Here is a 24,247-nt window from a genome sequence, read left to right as displayed (position 1 = left end):
GTTGTTTCAAGAAACCCTACAAGAACTGGTGAACCGGGTTCCCGAGGCAAACGGCGCCATCCTGGTTGATACCAACGGTGAGGAGATCGTCTCCTTCGCCGAGGAAAACGAATACGAAATGAAGCTTCTGGGAGCGCACCTGGTTCCCATTCACCACCGGCTGGAAGCGATATCCGGGCGGATAAACACCGGACTTCATGAAGAAATCATCATCAGGACCGATTCGGCCTATATCATCAGCGCCCCGCTGGAAAACCAGCTCTATATCGTCCTGAGGCTTTCGCCGTCACCCACTATCACCCCCACGGTGTCCCAACTCAAAAAGGCTATCTCCAGCATCATCGAGGAATCCTCATGACCAAGGACAGGTTTTTCTCCCGACTCGTGTCGGGACTCACCAAGACACGTACGCTCATTTCGGATAACCTCGATTCCGTCGATATGATCATCGGGAATCGAAAGGGCTGGGACGACGAGGTGTGGGAGGGGCTTGAAGAGCTGCTCCTGACGGCGGACGCTGGCCTCGCCATTACGGAAAAGGTGCTGGAAAACCTGAGACGCTGGGCGAAAAAACACGGCCCCTCACCTGAGGAGCTGAGGGGAGAGCTGAAGAAACAGCTCGGGGCAATCCTTGAGGGCGCCGAGGGAGAGCTTTCCAAAAACGGCGCCCCGCCGACCGTCGTGCTGGTGGTCGGCGTAAACGGCACCGGCAAGACCACCACCATTGCAAAGATCGCCGGCCGCATCGCTGCATCCGGCGGTTCGGTCATGCTTGCGGCGGGGGATACCTTTCGAGACGCGGCCATCGAGCAGCTCCAGCAATGGGGGGATCGCTTAGGCGTGGAGGTTATCGCCCAAAAACAGGGCGCCGACCCCGCGGCCGTCGCCTTCGACGCGCTGAACCATGCCCGAAACAATGGCGTCACGTATCTCTTCATAGATACCGCCGGACGGCTCCATACCAAGCACAATCTCATGGAGGAGCTGAAAAAAATCAAGCGGGTTCTCCAGCGGACGGATCCAACCGCCCCTCACGAAACGCTGCTGGTCCTGGATGCAGGGATCGGCCAGAACAACATCGCACAGGCCCGCGCCTTTACGGAAAGCATTGATATTTCGGGCATCGTATTGACCAAGCTCGACGGAACCGCCAAGGGGGGATCCCTGTTCCCCCTGTACGACGAGCTGAAAATCCCTATAAAATTCATCGGTGTTGGAGAATCGGCGGACGATCTGCAGCCCTTCGATTCCGACACGTTTATCGACGCCCTGTTTTCGGTCTGATCGCACGTCCCCACCACTCCATCTTTACCTTAACATAACAAAATTCTTGACTTTTCTGCGACCAGCACCCATAATGAAGTCGGTAAGGTATCCCCTTGTGCGTTTTTCGGCACAAAAACGGGATGCCGTTACACATCGGGAATCAGAGCTGCGAGTGAAATCCGGTGACCGATGACACTGGTGTGGAAAAGTCGCATACTATTCGGTAGCGAACAAAAAAAATACGCTACGACATGACGAGCGTCGCCATACATGTATCACATGGCGATACGGAACGAAAAGGATATCAACACGAACATGAATTACGATGAAGCGACGGAGAGGGCGAAAAACCCGTCCGGACATTTCCGAATACCGGAACAAATAAATTGACACATGTATACAGAGACTCAGAGGTTCCGGAACATATACATTCATCGGCACATCATGATCGTATCTGCACCGCCCGTGTAGGTATCCTTCGTATATAATCACCATCCCACACATCCAGTGTCATTGTGTTTCAATAACGCATTGGACGGAGTCCACCGATCCGGATTTCGGCTTTTTGCGAAGTTGCACATCCACCCGTTCATGCCTCGACCGGGCACTGATGGTGCTACATGCCACGCAGCCTTCCGATGTATAACATGATGGATTGTTCATGCCCCCTGAGATGTGCGTGATGAAGGATATACTTTTTGAGCCAACACTAAAAGAACGGGGGCCGTCCCTTGCGGTGGCGTGTATGCCTTAGAGTACAAGGAAACCGAAAGCCGTAATATGGCACCCACGTGAACCAACTGGTTCAAATGACGCCGACACACGGCATCCATCGGGGGGCATGACCCTTTTGTAAAAGACTTACCACCCCGACCGGGCGACACAGGCGCGCGATCGGGGCGGCAGGGTATTCATGCCGGATCGGGGCGAGTGTGAATCACCGGGTATCGAAACGAACCTCTTCAGTGAAGATATCGTTTGCCCTCAATGGAGTACATCCCGGAGCTTCAACGATATGCCTGACGAAGTGAATGAAAAAGACGCCCTGAGGAAAACATTCATAGCGTCTCGTCAGGCCATGCCCGAGGCGGAACGGATCGAAAAAAGCAAGGCGATCTATAGGAAGGTCATCGCAACCGATCCGTTTCATGAGTCATCGGTCATAGCGCTGTACTCGCCCATACGACATGAAGTCGACACAGAATGTATTTTTCATGAGGCCCGGCGGTTGGAGAAAACGACGGCGTATCCTCTCGTCAACAAAGCTCATAACACGCTTCGTTTCTTCTCCGTGGATGAACCTGATCGGTTGATTCCGGGGACATACGGGATCAAGGAACCGGATATACACCGTACTCCGGAAATAGCCGTCCATGAGCTGGATATGATAATCGTTCCGGCCGTTTTGCTTGATGAGGACGGATTCCGTATCGGATACGGCGGTGGGTATTACGACCGGCTGCTTTCCGATCCGTCGGTGAGGGCATATTCGACGGCGATCGTGTACGATTTCCAGGTCGTCGAGCGACTGCCCAGACACGATCATGACGTACCCGTTGACTGTATAGTTACGGAAAACCGCATGATTGCCGGTACTCATGCACACCCCCCCTGTACAAGGAGGTAAACAAGAAGTGAATGGTCTTCTCGCAGAAATAATACTGGCGGTAGTTGTAGGAGCCGTTTTCGGATTGATCGCGGGTATTCTCACGAATAAAATGCTGGCACGAAAAAAGGTCGAGTCCGCCGAGGACATGGCCACAAAAATCCTCGAGGAGGCGCATCGCGCCGCGGACGCCATAAAAAAAGAAACCGCCCTCACGGCGAAAGATACCCTCTATCAGCTCAAGGTTGAATTTGAGAAGGAAACAAAAGAGCGCAGAAACAGCCTGAGCAATCTTGAGAAGCGTCTGCTTTCCAAGGAAGAACATCTTGACAAAAAGCAGGAACAGATCGACCAGCGGGATACAAACCTCATAAAGCAGGAAAAGAGCCTGAACGCCAAGGTCAAGACGCTTGAAGAGCAGGAGGCGAAATACAACGAATTGGTTGGAGAACAGATAAAAACCCTCGAGCGCATCAGCGGCGTCACCGGAGAACAGGCCAAGTCGGAGCTGGTCTCCATGATAGAAGACGACGCAAAACACGAGGCGGCGAAAAGCCTGAGAAAAATTGAGGAAGAGCTCAAGGAAAACGCCGACAAAAAGGCGAAAGAGATCATCTCCACCGCCATTCAGCGGTATGCCGGGGATTACGTCATGGAGCGCACCGTCTCCATCGTCAACCTCCCCAGCGACGAGATGAAGGGACGGATCATCGGTCGTGAGGGACGAAATATCCGGGCCATCGAAGCGGCTACCGGGGTGGATCTCGTTATCGACGACACCCCGGAGGCGGTCATCCTGTCGTCGCACAACCCGATCAGGCGGGAGATCGCCCGCCTCTCCCTTGAGCGATTGATTTCCGACGGACGCATCCACCCAGCCCGCATCGAGGAGATAGTTGAGAAGGTACAGGAAGAACTGGACGTGGAGGTTCGCGAATCGGGGGAACAGGCGTGCTTCGACCTGGGGCTTCACGGACTGCATCCTGAAATCATCAAGCTGATCGGTCGGTTGAAGTACCGCACCAGCTTCGCTCAGAACGTCTATCAGCACTCGCTGGAGGTCGCCTTCCTGATGGGCGTGATGGCAGCAGAGTTGAAGCTCAACATCAGGCAGGCCAAGCGCGCCGGACTCCTTCACGACATCGGCAAGGCCGTGGACCACGAGGTAGAGGGACCCCACGCCGTCATCGGCGCGGACCTGGCCAGGCGCTACGGAGAATCACCCCGGATCGTGCATGCCATCGCGGCTCACCACGATGACGAAAAGCCGGAATCGCCCCTGGCCGTTCTAGTCCAGGCGGCAGATACCCTTTCCGCCGCCCGCCCCGGCGCCAGGAAGGAGATGCTCGAAACCTACGTCAAGCGACTTGATGATCTGGAAAAAATCGCCCGGGAATTTTCGGGGGTATCCAAAACCTACGCCATTCAGGCGGGACGGGAGCTTCGCATCATCGTCACCAGCGACCAGGTGAACGACGAAGAATCGCTGCTGCTGTCAAAAGACATTGCCAAAAAAATCGAGGAGGAGCTGACGTATCCGGGACAGATCAAGGTGACGGTCATTCGTGAGACCCGAGCCGTTGAATTCGCCCGATAATTACAGGAAACAAGAGACCGCGTGCGATTGAACGCCGAAAAAGGGACGCAATGACAGCATCGTATGACAGCCAGGATACCATAAGCGTCCTTTTTTTCGGGGACCTCGTGGGAAAACCGGGACGGCGGGCGATGAAAGAGTTTTTGCCCGAGCTTTCTGAAAAGCACCACCCGGACCTGATTATCGCAAACGGGGAAAACGCCTCCGGCGGCTTCGGCCTGACCGTCGATGTCGCCCGGGAGATGTTCGATGCCGGCGTCGATATCATTACCTCGGGCAACCACATCTGGGATAAAAAGGAGATCATCGACTATCTCGAACAGGCGCCGACGATTCTGAGGCCGGCAAATTACCCGAACGGCACGCCCGGCGGCGGCACGGCGTTGGTGACCACCCATTCCGGTGTTCGGGTGCTCGTCCTGAACCTGATCGGACGCCGATTCATGGGACTGTTCGACGATCCATTCGCCCTGGCCGATAGGATTGTCGATGAGGCGAAGCGGGAAACACCCGTCATTATCGTCGATTTTCACGGCGAAGACACCCGTGAAAAGGCCGCCCTGGCCAGGTACCTGGACGGTCGGGTCAGCACCGTCATCGGAACCCATACCCATGTTCAGACCGCCGACGAACGGATTCTGCCCCTCGGCACCGCGTTTATCACCGACGCGGGGATGACCGGACCCACCGATTCGGTCATCGGCGTCAAGAAGGAGCGGGCCGTCGCCCGATTCCTGACATCAATCCCCCAGCGTTTCGAGACGGCCAAGGCCGGGATCGAGGCCCAGGGGGTTTTAATACATATCGAGCCGCAGAGCGGCCGAGCCCGTTCAATCGAGCGATTTCGAGTGAGACACGTACAAAAAGGGAGATCATGAACACCAACCTGAATGAACACATGGATCACATCCTGAGGGGGGCTGTGGAGGTCATCTCCGAGGAGGAACTGGAGGAGAAACTGGCGGGCGCGATAAAGACGAAGACGCCGCTCATCGCCAAGGCGGGCTTCGACCCCACCGCTCCCGACCTCCACCTGGGACACACCGTCCTCATCCAGAAGCTGAAACACTTCCAGGACCTGGGGCATACCGCGGTGTTTCTCATTGGGGACTTCACGGGGCTCATCGGCGATCCCTCGGGCAGAGCGGAGACCCGGGAACCGATGACCCGAGAGCAGCTTCTGGAAAACGCGGAGACATACAAGACCCAGGTCTTCAAGATTCTGGACAAGAAAAAAACCGTCATCGATTTCAACTCCCGGTGGATGGAAGAGCTCGGCGCCGCGGGCATGATCGAGCTCGCCGCCCAGCAGACTGTGGCACGGATACTGGAGCGTGAGGATTTTAAAAACCGTTTTCAGAAGAACCTTCCCATCGCCATCCACGAATTTCTCTACCCGCTGGTCCAGGGGTACGATTCAGTGGCCCTCAAAGCCGACGTGGAGCTGGGGGGAACCGACCAAATCTTTAACCTGCTGGTGGGCCGGGACCTGCAGAGATACTACGGCCAGAAGCCCCAGGTGGTCATCACCGTGCCGATCCTGGTGGGGACCGACGGCATCAAGAAGATGAGTAAGTCCTACGGGAATTACATCGGCATCACCGAGGAGGCCGCGGACATCTACGGCAAGGTCATGAGTTTATCCGATGAGGTGATGATAGATTATTTTGAGCTGATCTCGAATATCTCCCCGAACGAGCTGAGAAGTATGCGGGCGGCCATGAAGGACGGCTCCCTCAATCCGAAGGAGGCCAAGGAACGGCTGGCCCTGGAGCTGACCGCCCGGTTCTGCGGCGGGGATGAAGCGGAAGCCGCCCAGGAGCATTTCCGGCGGGTCTTCTCCCAGGGGAAGCGCCCGGAGGACGTACAGAGCGCCGATTACGACGCCGGCGAGGATATCTGGATCCCCAGGCTGCTCACAGACCTCCAAATGACCGCGTCCACCTCCGAGGGGAAGCGAATGATACAGCAGGGCGCCGTGAGCGCCGACGGAGACCGAATCACCGACGAGAACAGGTCCTTCTCCCCCGGCGACCGGATTCTGTTCAAGGTGGGAAAGCGCCGCTTTATTGAGGTGTCGTTTCAGTAGCGTCACACCATTGGGAACCACACCGGATATACGGGATCGACGGGAATCCCCTCCCATCCTTTTCACGTTTCGTCCCGGTGTGTGTACGGCGGCCTCATCGGCTTCTCCCTCGTTAGATCATCATCTCGGAAACCATTCCCTCTCCGGTGCATCCATATATACTGAGTCGACCGTTGCACCGACCGTTGCACGAGGACGGCGGCCGAGAGGCAACCCTTCCCGTGGCGATACGGTCATACTACTATTCTCCCACTCATTCTGGAGAACAAAGCGATGATTCATAAAAACGTGATTACCGACTTTTCCAGCCAGGCGCACGAGCCGACAATCGACGAAACCGCCTTCATACACCCCCTGGCCGCGGTTATCGGCAACGTCACCATCGGCAGGCGGGTCTTGGTGTCTCCATTCGCGGCTGTTCGCGGCGACGAGGGGCAGCCGCTCTTCGTGGGGGATGAATCCAACGTTCAGGACGGCGTCATTATCCACGCCCTGGAGACGGAACACGAGGGGAAACCGATCGAGAAAAACCTGGTGGAGATCGACGGCACAAAATACGCCGTGTATGTGGGACGCCGGGTGTCCCTGGCCCATCAGGTGCAGATACACGGCCCCGCCGCCGTGGGAGACGACACTTTTATAGGCATGCAGTCCCTGGTGTTCAGATCCCGGGTGGGAAGGGGCTGTGTGGTGGAGCCCGGCTGTACCCTGATGGGCGTCTCCGTCCCGGACGGGCGCTACGTCCCCTGCGGTACGATCCTGACGGACCAGGCGGATGCGGAAGCCCTCCCCGAGATCACCGAAGACTACGCCTTCAGAACCCTCAACGCCGGCGTCATACACGTCAACACACATCTCGCCGACGGATACAACAGGTCGGACATCTCCTCCGGCCAGCGCGGGAAGTAGCACACCCCCGACACTTTTGTGTGAACAAACAAAACCGGGAGCGGAATCTCTACCGCTCCCGGTTTTTTACGTGAATATGGAAATTTCTCGGGGCGACATCTCCCGCCCCCCTTCCCTCCCTCCCCCGCGAAATAACAATCACGACGCCGGATTCACTCCCGACACGATCACCTCGCCCGAAAACAAAACTGTTGCCCCATCCTTCAATCGGCCCTGCGATACCGGCGATACTTTCCCCGCATGTTCAGCGCGCCGATGACGCCGCCGAGGAGCTTGTTGGCGAGATAGAGGAGTTTCATGTCGATAAATTCCACCAGGTGGCCGTCCGGGTCCAGGACGAAGGCGAACTCGGTATTTCCCTCCCGCACCGGCTCATCCAGAAGCTCAAGCCCCCGCTCCGTCAGCTCCCGGCAGATTTTCTGAACGTTCCTCACGTCCAGGGCGATGTGCGTCATCCCGGGACGCGTTCGGGGCAGGGTCTCTTTCGTATTAGAGGGGGTATATTCGATCAGCTCTATGAAGCTCCCCCAGCCGCAGCGGATGAGCGCCATTCGAACCGTGCGGTCCCTCACGCCGTACAGGTGCGTGACGACGTGAGACGGCATCTCGAAGAGCTTCACCAGCTTCAATCCCAGAATGCCGCAGTAGAACTCGAGGCTTTTGTCGATATCCGCCACCAGAAGCCCCGCCTGGCTCAATGATCGTATTCTCATGTCTCGAATTTCGCTTTGTTTCTCGCAATTCTTTTACGTCGATTCCATCCCCACGCGGGGCGGCACGGGTATCAGTTCCCCTCCTTCATGAAATCGGCGATCAACCCATTGACGAATTCCGCCTTTTCCTCGTGGGGAAGGTGCCCGGCCTCACCGATCACCACCGCCCGGGAGCCGGCGATGTCCCTCTCAAAGAGCGACGCGTGTCCCACCGGGATCAGGTTGTCCTCCTCCCCCCAGATGATGAGGGTCGGCGCCGATACCTCGCTGATGCGCTCCGATCCGATGGGCGGGATATCCATCATGTTTCGCATCACCCACAGGGGGGCCTTTCGCCCGTTTTCCATCCTGTATACATTATAGTAGTATTCGACCATCTCCTCGGTCACGAAGCTGTTGTCGTAGTACACTCCCCCCTTCAGGCTTTCTTCAAGAACCGATCGATAACTGAGGCTCATTAACACCTCTCCGGCCCCCGGGACGCCCATCAGGAGAAACGGCAGAAACACCTTCTCTTCATCTTCCTGTTCCGGATATCCCACGGAATCGACCAAGATGAGGCCGTCGACTCTTTCGGGAAAGAGGAGGGCCGTGGTCAGGACCACCCCCCCGCCCATGGAGTTCCCCGCCAGTGTCGCTGTGTCGATATCCATCGCGTCCATGAAGTCAACCAGGAATCGGCTGTATCCTTCGTGTGTGTAGTCGAAATCTTTTGGATTGTCCGTATACCCAAAGCCGGGAAGATCCAGGGCGATCACCCGAAATTCCTCGGACAAGGCATCGACGTTGAGCCTCCAGGTATAGACATTCGAGGAAAAACCGTGCACCAGGATCAGGACGTCCCCCTTTCCCTGATCCCAGTAATGGACACCGATCCCGTCTATATCGATGAAGTTACCGTCCTCCACCAGCTCCAGACCCATCTTTACAGGACGCAGTTCCTGTACCCCCCAGTTGACGGCGACGGCCAGAATAAGAATCAGGATGATAACGCCGATAAAAGAAAGAATTTTTTTCATCGCATGTACCCCACCATTTTTTTAACCAATAATCCCGGACATTATGACATGATCGAACTGATATCTCCACACAAAACCGCCCCGAATCCGCTGGAACCGACGATCGGCGAAAATTCCCTTCTCACAAGAGATCCTCGATAAACGCCCCGATTAAATCATTCACCTCCCCGCTCCTCTCCTCCATGGGCATGTGCCCGACATCGGGGAAAATGACCGTCTCGGTGTGCTCAATATCCCGGGAGAAGAGCTCCGCGTGGGAGACCGGCAAAACTCGATCCTTCTCTCCCCAGATGATGAGGGTGGGGGCCGAGACGCTCTTTATCTCTTCTGTCGGGATGACCGGGTAGGTTCCCATCGCCCTGAGAACCCATACCGGAGAGCGCCTGCCGTTCTCGGTTTTATTGACGGCCATGAAGGAATCCACCACGTCTTTGGTGACATAGGCATTATCACGGTACACCTTGGTTTTCAGGATGGTCTTCATGATCAGGCGATTGTTGCAGGATAAGAGGATCTCGCCCAGGGGATATGTCCCCAGTGCCCGATAGAGATAGAACTCGTTGTTGAAATAACCCAGCGCATCGATGAGGACGAGCCCGGCGACCCGATCCGGGTGCCGGATTTGTGTCTTTACGGCGATGCCTCCGCCCATGGAGTTTCCCACCAGCACCGCCCGCTCAATACCCATCGCGTCCATGTAGGCGGCGATGAAATCGGCGTAGCCGTCAAGGGAGTAGTCATGGCCCTTGGGCTTGTCGCTCAGGCCGAATCCGGGGAGATCCATGGCGTACACCGGCCCGTCCACAGCCAGGGGTTCGACGTTGAACCTCCAGCAGTAGAAGGACGCCGCGAATCCGTGGATGAACACCACCGGTATCCGTTCGCCACACCCGACTCCGGAGGCATAGGTATGGATGTTCATGTCCTGTACCAACACGTATTCACCCTCCATGCCGGTATATTCACCCGCCGTCTCTGATGTGTTCACACCGACGTGGGCACACCCCCATACCCCAAATATAAAGATGGAAAAGAGAAGAATTGCCGCATACAGTATCGGTGTTCGTCCGCGTTGTGCATCGCCCATTTTCAAATCTCCTTTCTCCCGTATCTATTGTCTTGTTTGATCCGTTAAAAAAACCGCGAAGACACACACGGCCTCATGCCGCCTCCCCCCACACCGCCGTGACACCCTTCCCGGCCGCTACTGCTCCAGCTCTTCCTGGAGCATCTTGACCATCTCAACGGCGTTCTTCGCCGCCTGGCCCGCATGGCAATTGTTGAAAAACGCCAGGGTCTTCTTCGCATCTTTCGAGACCGCCATGATTCCCTCCAGGAGTTCCGTCAGCTCGTCGGTGGAGTAGAGGTAATCGTAACGCACCTCCATCGGCGCCCGAAACCAGTCGGTGTTTCGACCGTGGAATCGAAAATAGGCGAGCTCCGTGGTGACGGCGGGGTGAAAGGGCATCAATCCCTTGAGCTTCGGCTCATCCACCACGCAGTATCCCAGGTTCTGATCCGTGAGATACCGCATGGTCTGATCGTCGTGCCACTCCCTGTTTCGAAACTCTATCACCACGGGAATATTCCCGAGTCTCTCTCGAAAGACCCGGAGGTACTCGGCGTTATCCCGGTTTCGGTAAAAAAAATAGGGGAACTGCGCCAGCACACAGGAGAGCTTGCCAGCGTCGAGAAGCGGCGAAAGGGCCTCCACGAAGAGGGGGAAGACGTCGGCGTTGTCAACCCGCTCGGTTCTTTTCTTATCGGTCCACAACTCATGGGTCATGGATTTGTGGGCCTTGACGACGAACTGGAATCCGTCCGTGGTCTTGGCGCTCATGGCGGCGAGGGTCCTCGCCTGGGGCATGGCGTAATAGGTGTAGTTGACCTCCAGGGCCGAAAAGCCCAGCCCCCGCTCGTAGTACCCGAGCCACTCGGCCTTTTTCAGCCCCTCCGGATAGACCGGCCCCACCCAGTCGTCGAAGGAAAATCCGCTGGTGCCGACTTGTATCGTTATCGTATCTCCCCTGTATAAAAAAGTATGTTCCAAAAAAACGCCGCCGTATTCAGGCGCCGCACGGGTAATATATCATATGAGATATGAGATATTCCCAGACTATTTTTTCACGCGTCATATGACCGTTATTCCGGATGAATTTTTCTGAAACAAATCATAAACATGAACATCATTCTTGATATATTATTCAATTTTTTTTGCCACAAGAAGAATCATATCTCCCAAATCGATTGATATGGTGGCATTGAGAATTCTTGACAATATTTTTTTTTCCGACATATTCTTGATTCTTTTTTCTGAAAACAGCAACGGTCTTGCCCGTCTTAATATATATCCCAGTTTAAATTTTCTTGAAAAAGTTGATTGATAGATACGTTTAAAACCGCAGCTCTTTAAGAGATACGGTAACGTCTTTCTGTTAAAATAATAAAGATGTTGTCGAATAAAGTGTGGCCACTGTTTCCCCATAAGCCGTGCAAACAGACTTCCCACATCCGGAGTCGCTATGAAAAGAAACCCTCCTTTTTTCAGGATGCTTTTTGTTTTCATGAGAGTCCCTTTCGGGCTCGGCAAATGTTCTATTACATCCCAGAGAGTAATAACATCAAAAAATTCATCCTCATACGCTATATCATCGAAAAAACCATGATAAACAGCTTTTTCTCCTATTAATTGTTTTGCAATGCAAGCCGCCTCCGCTCCAGGCTCTACACCATAGGGTTCGAAGCTATCAGGAAGACTGTCCAGAAAAAAACCCGCCGAGCATCCGATGTCAAGCACCTTACCGTTCTCAACATATCTTTTTACCAATTCAACGCACGCCTGAGCTGTTAATCGGCGTGATTGCTCTTCACTTATATATCCATCAATATTCAAACCATCATATTTTTTCTCAAGATCGTTCCAATAATCTCTCGGGTTTGCATATATCAATCCACACTTTCGGCATTTCACTAATCTCGGGTGTTCGCACTGCTCGCCGAAAACTGAAAAATCACTCTCCACGATAGATCGTTTAAGTTTTTCATTTATGAAGATGCCGTAATCATCCTCTCCACAGAGATCACAGGGAATATATTCGCGTGCTTCAAAATACATACACATATCCTTTCGCATGCGATACCTGAAATACCTGTCTCTGTATCGGAAAAATGAAGACTTTCAACATCTAATTGAGTGAACATGGAGAAAAATAGTCAGTCTACATACTATTTTCTGTTGTTCCCACGATATGTCTTCCATGCGTGTTCAACAACTTTGAGACCGTATCGAAAGGGTGGAGCGGAGGATTTGGCGTGATCAGTGTAATTCGGTGCGACAGGTATTTCAGCGATACGAAATCCATATCGATACGCGCTCAAAAGAACTTCAACATCATAGTTATACCATGTTGAAAATTCGGTTTTAAGGATCCAATCAATGACAGGACGGGAACACCCCCGCATACCTTCATGAAACGAGTGCAGGTTCGTCCCGAAACAGAGATTCTGAAATGTGGTGGTTGCCACGTGTCCAAAAAGCCTGATTAAGGGCATGCCGCCCCGAAGTTCAGGAGAGTACAGACACTTAAGCCACCCCTCCTGTGACGCGCTTTTATAGATAAATTGTAATCTGGAGCCCACAACTATGTCACAATCGTTCCTTTGAAGTCTTTCAAAGAGCAAAGGCATATCCTCCGGGCGATGACCGAGATCTCCGTGCATGTTTATCGTGATATCCGCCCCACGTTCCGCCGCCAACTCATAGAGACGTTGACTTGTGCCCCCGTATCCAAGATTTTTAGGGTTTTTCTTCACAATAACCCGCGGCAGGCTTTTTGCGACTTTCTCGGTATCGTCATCGCTGGAGTCATCCACTACGATGATTTCATCATCCTTCCCGGGAAGCGTGATACGCTCAACGAGCTCGGGAAGAAAGTGGGCGCAATTATAGGCGGGCACAAGGACACACAGCTTCATTCTTTATCCTTTATCGGTGTTCCGTCAGATATATCGTCCAGTTCGGGAAGATCCTTCCACAACCCCTTTTTCGTGCTCACCGTGCTCATCTCTGCGATCTGGTCTTTCAAGTCCCGTATTCCGAGCCTTTGGAGATCCTCCAAAAAATCCGTCCGTAAGCGTGTATCTCTGGATTCGACATCATCCCACGGAATCACCCTCACCGGATGTTTATATGCCTCATAAATCATTTCGAGCAATTCCATTTTGGTCGTATCGCCGCTGAAAACATGACGGAGGGTGTGTGAAAAAAGGTCTTCAGAGAGTATTGTATCGATAATCCGACTCAGTTCTATCGTCGTCATTCCATTCCATCGATGATTCTTATAGCCCCGGCTTTCTCCGGACTGAGAGAGCGCCCAGCTCAATAAATTGTACTGGTTTTTCAATTCCGGCCCGATAATAGAGGTACGAAGAACCATGCAGTTGGCCGGTTCGCCAAAAAACTTGGAGCGACCATAGAGATCATCGGCACGGAACAGACTCTTCTCGTAAAACGGCGCATGTTCCCCATCGAAGACACAGTCCGTGGAGATATGTATGAACCGAACGGAATTCTCGCCGCAAAAATCCGCCAGGATTCTCGGAAATATACTGTTGATCAAATAGAAACGTGTATCATCCTCGGAAAACCTTCTGTTTGTCAGACCGATGGCGTTGATAACATAGTCAACACCGGAAAGATCAATCTTTTCAACGGAATCAGTGAGCACATCGAATGTCTGCCTGCTGGAGGCAATAACCGTGTGCCCCTGTGCGCGGAGGTAATATACCAGAGCACTCCCCAGCATTCCCTGAGAACCAAGTACTATGATTTTATACCGCCGCTTCGATTCTTTGTCTCTTGACATGAAGATAATCCTATTGACACGTTATCCGTTTTTTGCGTGATGTGGTTATCTCTCTTTTTCATACCCGCCCGTGAGAGGGCCGCCGAGAGAAAGAGAGAGGGCATACGCAAAATAGAGAAATCGTAAGGTAAAGATGTCAACGAAAAGGGCGTATACCAGCATGAGAACAAAATAGGCGAGAAAAAGCCTCTTGGCGCTTCTCAGCATGTCCGTGTCCGTTTTTGCCCGACTCACATGAACGATAATGCTTCCAAAAAAGAGCAATAAGAACAAGACGCCGAAAACGCCCGTCTCGGCGCAATATCCCAGATACGTGCTGTGCGGATCGAGGTTTGTCCAGGGATATGTCTCGAAATCATAGCCGAATTCAGGACGGTTCATATATTCATTGTACAGGCCGGGACCCACCCCTACGAGGGGGTGTTCCCGTATGATATGTATCGCCGTCAGATGGAGGTTCGCATAGACGGACGGCTGCGTCGAAATGGAGGTTTCCAGCCTGTGACTGGAGGCGTCATGAGAAATCTCGACCGGGGAGATATTGATGTACCCCTGGAGGGCGAACAGGAGAAAAAACGCAAGAAACAATCCGGCGGCGGCGACCCTGAGAAATACAAACGCCCGTGCATTCTTGAAATACCTAAGGCCGAAAAAGAGAATTCCCCAAATGACGAACGCGCCCCGGTAGAGGGCCGTCAGCAGAATCGCGACAACCATGAGAATCAGCAATGACGCGAGTACCCGTATCCATTTTTTCTCATCATATTTAATGAGGGGAATGCTTACGGCACACGCGAATCCCATATAGCTGAGAAAATAGTTGCTCGTAAAAAATGTTGAACGAATCCTGATGAGATCTATGCCGAGATAATTTTCAAATACCTCTATGGGGAATGTTGTGACGTCAAAGACTGTATAGAGCAACAATCCAACAATTCCTATCATGCCGATCACAAATGATATGACGAGAAAACACCTGAGCGAGACGTTCACATGACTCTCATCAACGATGAGATTGTAAAAAAAGAAATAGAGAAGATAGAGATAGACATATCCGGCCGTCTCGATACACGCCCGTCCCGTGTCGATCGACAGCATCGAGGAGATGAATGAAACACCCACGAAGGCGAGAAAGAATATCGTTCCCGGCGGAAATACCGGCTTCAGTGTTTTTTGGCGGAGAGATGAAAAAAACCAGACGACCACAAGAGGGGGAAACAGTATCTCGAGAAGCTGTATCTTATGACCGAAGAACTTTCCGAAAAAGGGGATGGGGGAGAATCGAAAAATCAACGGGAGCAGGGCGATAAGAATGACAAGGATGATGGAGTTGACATCGGGTTTTTCAATTCGCTTTTCCATATTACGTCCACAACGTAGCTGTTGATTACAACTCTTTGGACGAACATTTCACACGAAAAATCAGGTTCGTCCTCTATCAAAAACTTCTTTTTTCCGGGAAGCTCCTTGAGCTTATTCTTTGTGATGATATAGTCGGAAGAATAGTATGCTTTTTTAAAATCTCTTGATTTCTTATCCCGGTTGTATCCCCGGCGGCATCGGTCTCATACACATATTCGCACGTCGGCACTTTTTCAGGGCAGCCGTATTGAAAACAACATCAGTATTTTTTAACAACGGATGAAACACCGGAGGAGTCACGAATATTTCCAATGATACATTGGAGAAGTCTCTCAAAATTGTGGAAAATAATCCCGTCCGACGTCGTTTCTCTCAACGTTCTCTCTATCGCAGATCATACTATTCTACCGCAGTCCGTAGCTTTTCACCACCAGCCGCTCAACCAGCCGATCGGGCACCAGCGTCAGCAAAATGGAGAGCATCTTCGCCCCCTTCCCCGCAGGATAGCGCACCCCGGGCCGTTTTTTGCCGATGACGGCATACACCACCTTCGCCACGTCCTCGGGCGGGCCCGCGTGGGAGACGTTCCCCCGAACGCTGCGGCAGACGATCTCGTACGGCTCCTTGTAATTGGGAGAATCGCTCCCGCACAGGAGGTGATGCGATGCGATATCGGTCTTGATATCCCCCGGCTCCACGATGACAAGCGTGATGCCTTGGGTTCCAAGCTCCATCCTCGCCGCCTCGCTCCATCCCTCCAGGGCGAACTTGCTGGCGACGTAGTAGGACTGGAAGGGAACGCCCACCTTCCCCCCCAGGGAACTGATGTTGATCACAAGGCCCGAGCCCGCATCCCGCATTACGGGGACGACGGCCTTCGTCACAGCGATCAATCCGAAGAAGTTCGTCTCCATGATCGCCCGGCCCTGTTCGTCCGGCATCTCCTCGAACGGACCCAGGTGGCTGATACCGGCATTGTTAATGAGGACGTCTATGCCGGCCATTGTGTCCCTGGCTTGGGCGACGGCCTTGTTGATCGATCCGACATCCGTGACGTCCATTGATATCATCGTGATGTTTAGGTGATTCGGCGCATCATCCCCAAGCTTCGCGACGTCCCTGGTGGTGCCGACAACCCGACACCCCCGCTCCGCCAGATAGAGGGCGATGGCCGCCCCGATGCCCCGGGAGGCCCCGGTAATGAAAACCCGCTTCTGCATACGCTGGTTCCTCTCACTCATAAAAAAATTACCCTTCTTTAGGGAAAACACATCCCGCGGGTTTCAAGCTCATCGAGTATATAAACGATTACCCTTCTTGTCAACCTTCAACGATGCCGTCTGAAAAATCCGAACATACCCCGGATGTCGGGAGACACAATAAAAAGGCCGGAGACGACGCATCGCGTCGCCTCCGGTTGTCACGACGGAATGATCCTTACAGCTCGAGCGCCGTTTTTTTCTCCCAGTCGGAAATCATCCCCTCGAGCTTCTCGGCGATGTCGGGATGCGTCTCGGTCAGGTCGTACCGCTCCTGGGGATCGGTTTTCATGTTGAAGAGCCACGGGCCCTTTTTCTGGATGTTCGACGGCCAGTCGTACACATGGAGCTTCCGCATGTACTTCCAGTCTCCACTCCGTATCCCCTGGACCTCGTCGTAGTGATAGAAGTAGAGGGCCTCGTGGGGGGACGGGCCGGTGTCGGTCAAAAGCTCTGTGATATCCCGTCCGTCGATGACCCGATCATCGGGAACCGGGACGCCGCAGGCGGCGGCCAGGGTCGGGAAGAGATCCATGTTGCTCGCCACCTCATCACACTCGCTCCCGGGGGAGACCACCCCGGGCCACCTGACGATCAGCGGCACCCGGAAGCCTCCCTCATAGCTGGTCCCCTTGCCCCCCCGAAAATCGCCCGGGCTCCCCTCGTACCAGGAGCCGTTATCGCTGGTGAAAAGGACGATGGTGTTCTCAGAAAGATTCAGCTCGTCGAGCTTTTTCATGACCTCGCCCACGCTCCAGTCCAGCTCCTCCACCGTGTCGCCGTAGAGGCCCCCGTCGGACGTCCCGCGAAAATCCTCCGAGGCGAAGAGCGGAATGTGGGGAAAGGTATGGGCGAAATAGAAGAAAAAGGGAGTGTCGCGATTCTCATCGATGAACGAAAGCGCCGCCTCGGTATAGCGCTTCGTGAGGGTGCTTTGATCTGTGATGTTCTCCTCAATGATCTCATCGTCCCGGTAGAGGGGGAAGGGTGTCATATCGTTGGAGTAGGGAACGCCGAAGAAGCTGTCGAAACCGTTATCTGTGGGGAGGTAGGGCGTCTCATCCCCCAGGTGCCACTTGCCCACCATGCCGGTTTTGTATCCCCTCCCTTTCAGGAGCTCCGCGATGGTGATCTCTTCGGTCGGGATGCCCACGGCGGTTCCTCTCCCCTTCATGTCGAGGAGATCCATGCCGCCCAGCGTCTCGTGGAATCGAAGCGTCATGCTGTTTTTCAACGGCATGTTGGTGGGGAAGAGCGCCGCATGGAGGCCGATGCGGATCGGGTAGCGCCCCGTCAACAGGCCGAAGCGGGACGGCGAACAGACCGGGGAGCAGGCGTAGAAATCGGTGAACCTCATGCCGTCCTCGGCAAGGGCGTCTATGTTGGGTGTTTTGATGGCCCCACCGCCGTAGCACCCCAGATCCCCGTATCCCATGTCATCGACGTTGATTAAAACGATATTTAGAAGTCGGCCGCCGCTTCCCCCCGCATCCTCCCCAAAAGCCGACACGCCGCCCAGGAGCGGGCCCGCCAGCGAGGAAAGCCCCGCTGCCCCCAGGAGTTTCAACAACGTCCGTCGCGTCATATCTCGTGTCATGATAGCACCCTACTTTATTCTGATGTTATGGTCGCGTCGCCTCAATCGACGCTTCCCAGTCAGTGATCATCCCCTCAAGTCTCTCGACGATGTCCGGATGATTCGTGCCCAGGTCGTACCGCTCCCGGGGATCGGTCTCCATGTTGAAGAGCCAGGGACCCTTGAGCTGGAGGTTGGACGGCCATACGTAGACGTTGTGACGCCTGAGATACTTCCACTCGCCGACCCGTATCCCCTCCACCTTCTCCGCGTGGTAGTAGTAAATCGCCTCATGGGGCGACTCCTCAGAGCCGAGAAAAAGCGGCAGGATATCCACGCCGTCTATCACCCTGTCTTCGGGCATCTCAACCCCTGCCAGGGCCAGAAACGTGGGGCAGAAATCCAGGTTGCTGGCAACGGCGTGATTGACCGTGCCCGGAGACACCACTCCCGGCCACCTGATGATCATCGGCACCCGAAAGCCCCCCTCGTAGGCCAGGCCCTTTCCGCCTCTCAAGCCCCCGGGACTCCCCTCGTACCAGGGGCCGTTGTCGCTGGTGAAGACGACGATGGTGTTTTCCGAAAGCCCCAGCTCATCCAGCTTCTCCAGGACCTTGCCCACACTCCAGTCGATCTCTTCCACGGTATCTCCATACAGCCCCCCCTCCGACGTCCCCAGAAAGTCCTCCGAGGCGTGAAGGGGGATGTGGGGAAAGGTATGGGAGAAATAGAGGAAGAAGGGGCGATCCTTCTCCCGATCAATGAACGCCAGGGCCTCCTCCGTGTATCGCTTGGTGAGGGTTCCCTGGTCGGCAACGTCGTCCTCGATCACCTCGTTGTTTCTCATCAGGCGAAAGGGCTTCATGTCGTTCACGCCCGGGGTCCCGTAAAAATAGTCGAACCCGTTGGCACAGGGAAGATACTCCTCGGTATACCCCAGGTGCCACTTTCCCACGAGGCACGTGGCGTAGCCCGCGTCCTTGAGGCCCCGGGCCAGGGAGAATTCATCGCCGCTCAATCCCTGACACGTCCCCGGATCGCCGGAGTCGAGAATACCGACGTCGGAGAGCTTCTGGTAAAATCCGTATTCGATGCGCTTTTTAAAGACGATGTCCGGCGGCAGAAACGCAAGGTTCAGGTCCGCCCGGGCCGGGTATCGCCCGGTCAAGAGGCCGTACCGGGAGGGCGTGCAGACCGGCGAGCAGACGTAGAAATCGGTGAACCTCATGCCGTCATCTGAAAGGGTGTCTATATTGGGGGTTTTGATGGCCATGCTCCCGTAGCACTCCAGGTCCCCGTACCCAAGGTCGTCCGCCATGATGAAAACGATGTTCGGGCGCTCCTTCCCGGCGGGGAGCATGCTTCCCTTCGTCCCCTCCTGGGCGAATACGCGGGACACGCCGGAAAGAAGCGACAGGTTCGCACCCATGCCGATCCCTGCCCCCACAACCGCCGCACCCTTCAGCAGCTCTCGTCGTGTCATGCGGTGTTTCATGAGTTCTATCCCCGTTTATATAAAAAAATATAATAATTCCAGACGACACCCGCCCCCGCCGCTCCCCCGCTTTTCATACACTATCAATTATGAAGGCCGTGTCAATACATTTTTCAGCTTCAGTGTCGACCCTCTCGGTCGTCCGATCATCCCGGCCTGTTCCCGATCTCACACACGACACATGATCGGCCGACATAGATAGTATCTTCACCCTCACATGCCGTCCACATCGCCCGAGGTCCTCGTCGAACATGTCTCAGACGGAGCCAGGTGATCCTTCACACATCCCGCGAGGATTTTTCTGACCTTTCCCATGTCGTGTTCCGTACCGGTCTCTTCCTTCACGGAGGTGAGGGAGATACCCTCAATGCCGCAGGGTACGATGTGATCGAATATCGAAAGATCGTTCTGGATGTTTATTGCCATGCCGTGGGAAGTCACCATGCCCGAAAGGTGGATGCCGATGGAGGCGATTTTTTTCAAAAGAAACGATCCCTCACCGCCGGCAACTTCCACCCACAGGCCGGGGAATCCCTCCCTTCGCATGGCCGTCACGCCCAGTTTCTCGAGAAGACAGACGCCGATATCTTCGAGGATTGAAATATACTCGTCCACATGCATGAAGCGTTCTTTGAGGTCAATGATGGGGTAACAGACGACCTGGCCGGGATTATGGGCCGTCGCCCCGCCGCCCCGGCTGGTGTCCACCAGGGCGATGCCCATCCGCCCCAGGGTGTCCCGACCGGTGACAAGCCGGTTGACACTCCCGCGCACGCCGAAGGTTATCGTGGGCGTATGCTCCACTATCAATACCGTGTCACGTACTTTCCCTTGACGGCGTCTATTTTGTAAGCTATATTGAAGCTTTAAGGTTTTTTCGTAGTCGGCATGACCCAGGTCGTGAATTTCTAAGGAAATCGATCCCGCTTGTGTCTGTAAGGTCATGTCCCATATATTCCGTATGTGTTTCATCACAGGATTTCACCCGCACGACGCGGTATTTTTTATTTTACACAATTTTATATATTTTAACAAACATATCACTGAAACAAATAGAGGACTTCATACGGCGTCCTCTCGTAATAGACAGATGAAGGAACGCGAATGACCACACACATCGCAGTAATCGGCATGGGCTATGTGGGTATCCCGTGCGCCGCGCTTCTGGCGGACGTGGACGGATATACCGTAACCGGCGTGGAGAAGGGCTCTCCGGTCAGCGAATGGAAAATAAACACCCTCAACGCCGGGAAATCCCCCATCGAGGGCGACGAGCCCGGACTGGATGAGCTCATCAAGCGCATCGTGAAAAACGGCTCTTTCCGGGCGACGGACGACTACTCGGTCCTGAAAGATATGGATATCATATTGATCGCGGTGCAGACCCCCACCGACGGCTCGGAACACCAGCCGAAATACTACTCCCTGAAGGAGGCGTGCCGGGGGATCGGTGAAAACATGAAAAAGGGCGTGCTGGTGATCACCGAGTCCACCGTGGCGCCGGGGACCACGGAGCACGTCATCAGGCCGATCCTGGAGAGGCGATCGGGACTGACCGCGGGAGAAGATTTCAGTCTGGCCTACTCCTACGAGCGGCTCATGCCGGGCAAGCTCATCGAATACATCCAGGACCTCCCCCGGATCGTGGGCGGCATCGACGATGAGAGCGAGCGCCGCGCGAAAGAGATGTACTCGAACATCGTCAGGGCGTCCATCCATACCACCGACGTCCTGACCGCCGAAACCAGCAAGACGATTGAGAACGCCTATCGGGACGTGAACATCGCGTTCGCCAACGAGATGGCGCTCATCTGCGAAAGTCTCGGGATCGACGTCTACGAGGTGCAGCGGCTCATCAACACACGGAAAGAGCGGCTGATGCACCTCCCCGGCGCCGGCGTGGGAGGACACTGCCTGCCGAAGGACACCTGGCTGTTGCTGTACGGCCTGAAAACGTACGGAAGGCGCCCCATCGAGACCCACTTTGTGGAGCTGGCCCGCACCATCAACGAATCCATGCCGCACCACCTGGTGGATCTCGCCACCGAATGCTTTCGCAACGCCGGCCTGGAATACCCGGACGTCAAGGTGGTCGTCCTGGGGGCGGCGTATCTGGAAAACTCCGACGATACCCGGAACACCCCCACCTCCCAGGTGGTCTCCCGTCTCAGTGCCTACGGGGCGGACGTGATCGTCCACGATCCATTCGTCCGGGAGTTACCCGGGACGGAGCTGACCCGGGATCTTCAGGCCGCCGCGCACAACGCCGACGCGCTGCTGTTGGTCACCAAACACCGGGAATACCTCACGATGGATCTGAAGAAACTTGCTGGATCAATGCGCAATCGCATCCTCGTGGACGGACGGGACGCCATAGATCCGAACGCCGCCCGGGACGCGGGCTTCGTCTATCGCGGTATCGGCAAGGGAAACACGGGGTCCGTCTGATACATGTGCGGCATCACCCTCACGTATAATTTTTCCGGGAAGCCGATCGACCCACAGGCCCTCGTTCGCATGACGGACGCCCTGGCCCACCGGGGCCCGAACGACGAGGGGTTCGTGTTCTTCGACCCATTTGGGAACGCCCGCGCCGTGAAAAATCCACGGGAGCTTTCCGGAGACACGACCGAATATATCCTGGGCATGGGCCACCGGCGGCTGTCCATACTGGACCTCTCTCCTTTGGGCCACCAGCCCATGTCCACAGAAGACAGATCGCTCTGGATTATCCACAATGGAGAAATATACAACTACCAGTCGATTCGAGACGAGCTGAGGGGCAAGGGGCACCGATTTCGATCGGATTGCGATACAGAGGTGATCCTGGCCGCATACCGTGAGTGGGGGGAGAGCTGTGTGCGGCGATTCAACGGCATGTGGGCGTTCATCCTGTATGACGTCGAGCGAAAACGCCTCTTCATCTCCCGGGACCGATTCGGCATCAAGCCGCTCTATTATGCTGAGCAGGACGGCTGCCTCCTTTTCGCCTCGGAGATCAAGGGGCTTCTGGCGGCGGGAATCCCCCGGGACGTCAACGACGGCATCGTCTTCGATTACCTCACCCGGGGATACAACGATCATACCGACGAGACCTTTTTCACACACATTCACTCATTCCCCGCCAGGCATACCGCCGTCGTCGGCGTCGACGGGAAAGCGGCATATAAAAGATACTGGCATATCGATCCCGAATCACTTGCGCGGGACCCCGTCGACGACGTCAACAATACGACCGAAGAGTTTCGGGATATCCTTGAGGACAGCATCAGGCTTCGGCTCATCAGCGACGTGCCCGTGGGGACGTGCCTTTCCGGCGGGCTCGATTCGTCCTCCATCGTGGCGATCATCAGCAGAATTCTCGCGGCCAAAGCAGGGGGCGACGCCCGCCTCTCCAACGCCCTGGGGCCAAAGCAGCGGACGTTCTCGTCCTGCTACCACGACGACGAAGCCGACGAGAGCCGCTTTTCCAAGATCGCGGCGGACTTCGCCGGGGCCCAGAGATACATCGTCCATCCGACGGGCGACGAGCTCTGGCGGGATATCGAGCATTTCATCACGGTCCAGGACGAACCCTTCGCCAGCACGAGCATGTACGCCCAGTACCGGGTCATGGGGTTGGTGAAAGAAACCGATGTGACGGTGCTCCTGGACGGACAGGGATCGGACGAGATCCTCGCCGGATATCCCGGATACCGCGGAAGATGGCTCGCCCAGCTCGTCTCATCCGGGCGTCTCTCATCCGCCTGGAGGGAGCTTGCGGGCGAAGGAATTGGGGCGGGAGAGCGATCGATCGCGATACAGGGCATGCTGTTTCACCTGCTGCCCCTCTCAGGGCTTCGCGAATCCACCGCTTCGGACACTCTCGGCCTCAACAAAGATTTTGTGAACACGTATGCCCGAAGAAATCCCGCCCTCAGCCGGATGGGGAGCGTGAAAAACCTTGAGAATCAATTGCGGTTGGACACCTTTCAGAGAAGCATCCCGGCCCTGCTCCGGTATGAGGACCGCAGCTCCATGGCGTTCTCCCTGGAATCCCGGGTCCCCTTCCTCGATTACCGGCTGGTGGAGCGCGCCTTCGCGCTGCCGAATGAGCTGAAGATCAACGACGGATATACGAAGTGGATTCTCAGAAACGCCATGAGGGACATTCTTCCCGGGGAGATCACCTGGCGAAAGGACAAAAAGGGGTTCACCACCCCGGAGCGCGCATGGCTGCTCGGGGGCACCGATATCCTGAACGGCGCGATATACGCCCACGACTCTCTTGAAAGCTATCTCGACATCGGCGCGTCACGGAGATCTCTTCAGAAATTTCTCTCGACCGGCGACGGGGACGTAAAGAGAATCTGGCGATGGGTGAACTTGTCTCTGTGGTTGCGTTCACTCTCCCGCTGAAACAGAGAGGTTGACAGGTATGAGAAGAAATGCTAAAAGCGTACCTTTGAATATATGTATGAATTGATTGCAGCAGATACTCTCGCCGTTACT

General features: G+C 55.0%; 21 protein-coding genes and 1 other RNA gene. 10 read left to right on the top strand and 12 right to left on the bottom strand.

Annotation, left to right across the window (positions count from 1 at the left end):
• Window position 1: 1 nt before the first annotated feature.
• From JW885_07655 to JW885_07620, 8 genes are all read left to right on the top strand, one after another.
• Window positions 2–358: a roadblock/LC7 domain-containing protein gene (locus tag JW885_07655; GenBank protein ID MBN1882031.1), complete on the top strand. Its 357-nt coding sequence runs from the start codon at window positions 2–4 to the stop codon at window positions 356–358.
• Window positions 355–1,284: a signal recognition particle-docking protein FtsY gene (gene ftsY, locus JW885_07650; protein ID MBN1882030.1), complete on the top strand. Its 930-nt coding sequence runs from the start codon at window positions 355–357 to the stop codon at window positions 1,282–1,284. Before JW885_07655 ends, ftsY begins: the two co-directional genes overlap by 4 nt.
• A gap of 644 nt (window positions 1,285–1,928) precedes the next feature.
• A non-coding RNA gene (gene ssrS, locus JW885_07645) (6S RNA) lies at window positions 1,929–2,109 on the top strand.
• Between the two features lie 172 nt (window positions 2,110–2,281).
• Entirely contained in the window at window positions 2,282–2,893 is a 612-nt protein-coding gene (locus JW885_07640) for a 5-formyltetrahydrofolate cyclo-ligase (protein MBN1882029.1), read from the top strand.
• Window positions 2,865–4,469: a ribonuclease Y gene (rny, locus tag JW885_07635; GenBank protein ID MBN1882028.1), complete on the top strand. Its 1,605-nt coding sequence runs from the start codon at window positions 2,865–2,867 to the stop codon at window positions 4,467–4,469. The genes JW885_07640 and rny overlap by 29 nt, the downstream gene beginning before the upstream one ends.
• Before the next feature lie 80 nt (window positions 4,470–4,549).
• Window positions 4,550–5,347, top strand: a complete 798-nt coding sequence (locus JW885_07630; protein ID MBN1882027.1) for a TIGR00282 family metallophosphoesterase — start codon at window positions 4,550–4,552, stop codon at window positions 5,345–5,347.
• Complete coding sequence (locus JW885_07625) at window positions 5,344–6,558, top strand: tyrosine--tRNA ligase (GenBank protein MBN1882026.1); 1,215 nt, start codon at window positions 5,344–5,346, stop codon at window positions 6,556–6,558. The genes JW885_07630 and JW885_07625 overlap by 4 nt, the downstream gene beginning before the upstream one ends.
• A 273-nt stretch (window positions 6,559–6,831) precedes the next feature.
• On the top strand, window positions 6,832–7,467 hold the full coding sequence (locus JW885_07620) for a carbonic anhydrase (protein ID MBN1882025.1): 636 nt from the start codon (window positions 6,832–6,834) through the stop codon (window positions 7,465–7,467).
• Between the two features lie 203 nt (window positions 7,468–7,670).
• Here the strand turns inward: JW885_07620 and JW885_07615 are convergent, their stop codons facing one another.
• From JW885_07615 to lipB, 12 genes are all read right to left on the bottom strand, one after another.
• Window positions 7,671–8,180, bottom strand: a complete 510-nt coding sequence (locus tag JW885_07615; protein MBN1882024.1) for a VOC family protein — start codon at window positions 8,178–8,180, stop codon at window positions 7,671–7,673.
• 71 nt (window positions 8,181–8,251) lie between these two features.
• A complete protein-coding gene (locus JW885_07610) occupies window positions 8,252–9,199 on the bottom strand; it encodes an alpha/beta hydrolase (GenBank protein MBN1882023.1) in 948 nt (315 codons plus the stop codon).
• Window positions 9,200–9,320: 121 nt separating this feature from the next.
• Entirely contained in the window at window positions 9,321–10,286 is a 966-nt protein-coding gene (locus tag JW885_07605; protein ID MBN1882022.1) for an alpha/beta fold hydrolase, read from the bottom strand.
• Window positions 10,287–10,403: 117 nt separating this feature from the next.
• Window positions 10,404–11,249, bottom strand: coding sequence for a DUF72 domain-containing protein (locus JW885_07600; protein MBN1882021.1), 846 nt, complete (start codon window positions 11,247–11,249; stop codon window positions 10,404–10,406).
• A 150-nt stretch (window positions 11,250–11,399) separates the two neighbouring features.
• Window positions 11,400–12,314: a methyltransferase domain-containing protein gene (locus JW885_07595; GenBank protein MBN1882020.1), complete on the bottom strand. Its 915-nt coding sequence runs from the start codon at window positions 12,312–12,314 to the stop codon at window positions 11,400–11,402.
• Window positions 12,315–12,424: 110 nt separating this feature from the next.
• A complete protein-coding gene (locus JW885_07590; GenBank protein ID MBN1882019.1) occupies window positions 12,425–13,174 on the bottom strand; it encodes a glycosyltransferase family 2 protein in 750 nt (249 codons plus the stop codon).
• Window positions 13,171–14,064 (bottom strand): sugar nucleotide-binding protein, encoded by an 894-nt coding sequence (locus JW885_07585; GenBank protein MBN1882018.1) that lies wholly within the window; start codon window positions 14,062–14,064, stop codon window positions 13,171–13,173. The genes JW885_07590 and JW885_07585 overlap by 4 nt, the downstream gene beginning before the upstream one ends.
• A 45-nt stretch (window positions 14,065–14,109) precedes the next feature.
• Window positions 14,110–15,426, bottom strand: a complete 1,317-nt coding sequence (locus JW885_07580) for an O-antigen ligase family protein (GenBank protein MBN1882017.1) — start codon at window positions 15,424–15,426, stop codon at window positions 14,110–14,112.
• 404 nt (window positions 15,427–15,830) lie between these two features.
• Window positions 15,831–16,646: an SDR family oxidoreductase gene (locus tag JW885_07575; GenBank protein ID MBN1882016.1), complete on the bottom strand. Its 816-nt coding sequence runs from the start codon at window positions 16,644–16,646 to the stop codon at window positions 15,831–15,833.
• 217 nt (window positions 16,647–16,863) lie between these two features.
• Window positions 16,864–18,282: a sulfatase gene (locus JW885_07570; protein ID MBN1882015.1), complete on the bottom strand. Its 1,419-nt coding sequence runs from the start codon at window positions 18,280–18,282 to the stop codon at window positions 16,864–16,866.
• Window positions 18,283–18,307: 25 nt separating this feature from the next.
• Complete coding sequence (locus tag JW885_07565; protein MBN1882014.1) at window positions 18,308–19,744, bottom strand: sulfatase-like hydrolase/transferase; 1,437 nt, start codon at window positions 19,742–19,744, stop codon at window positions 18,308–18,310.
• A gap of 225 nt (window positions 19,745–19,969) precedes the next feature.
• On the bottom strand, window positions 19,970–20,701 hold the full coding sequence (lipB, locus tag JW885_07560) for a lipoyl(octanoyl) transferase LipB (GenBank protein MBN1882013.1): 732 nt from the start codon (window positions 20,699–20,701) through the stop codon (window positions 19,970–19,972).
• 159 nt (window positions 20,702–20,860) lie between these two features.
• Here lipB and JW885_07555 point away from each other — a divergent pair, with 159 nt between their 5' ends.
• Both JW885_07555 and asnB read left to right on the top strand, forming a co-directional pair.
• On the top strand, window positions 20,861–22,204 hold the full coding sequence (locus JW885_07555; GenBank protein ID MBN1882012.1) for a nucleotide sugar dehydrogenase: 1,344 nt from the start codon (window positions 20,861–20,863) through the stop codon (window positions 22,202–22,204).
• 3 nt (window positions 22,205–22,207) lie between these two features.
• Complete coding sequence (gene asnB / locus JW885_07550) at window positions 22,208–24,154, top strand: asparagine synthase (glutamine-hydrolyzing) (protein MBN1882011.1); 1,947 nt, start codon at window positions 22,208–22,210, stop codon at window positions 24,152–24,154.
• Window positions 24,155–24,247 lie beyond the last annotated feature (93 nt).

Source organism: Candidatus Zymogenaceae bacterium, from assembly GCA_016931225.1.
In the GTDB taxonomy this organism is placed as follows: domain Bacteria; phylum Desulfobacterota; class Zymogenia; order Zymogenales; family Zymogenaceae; genus JAFGFE01.
Note: the sequence above shows the minus strand (reverse complement) of the source record. Positions and strands in the feature narration are given on the sequence as shown.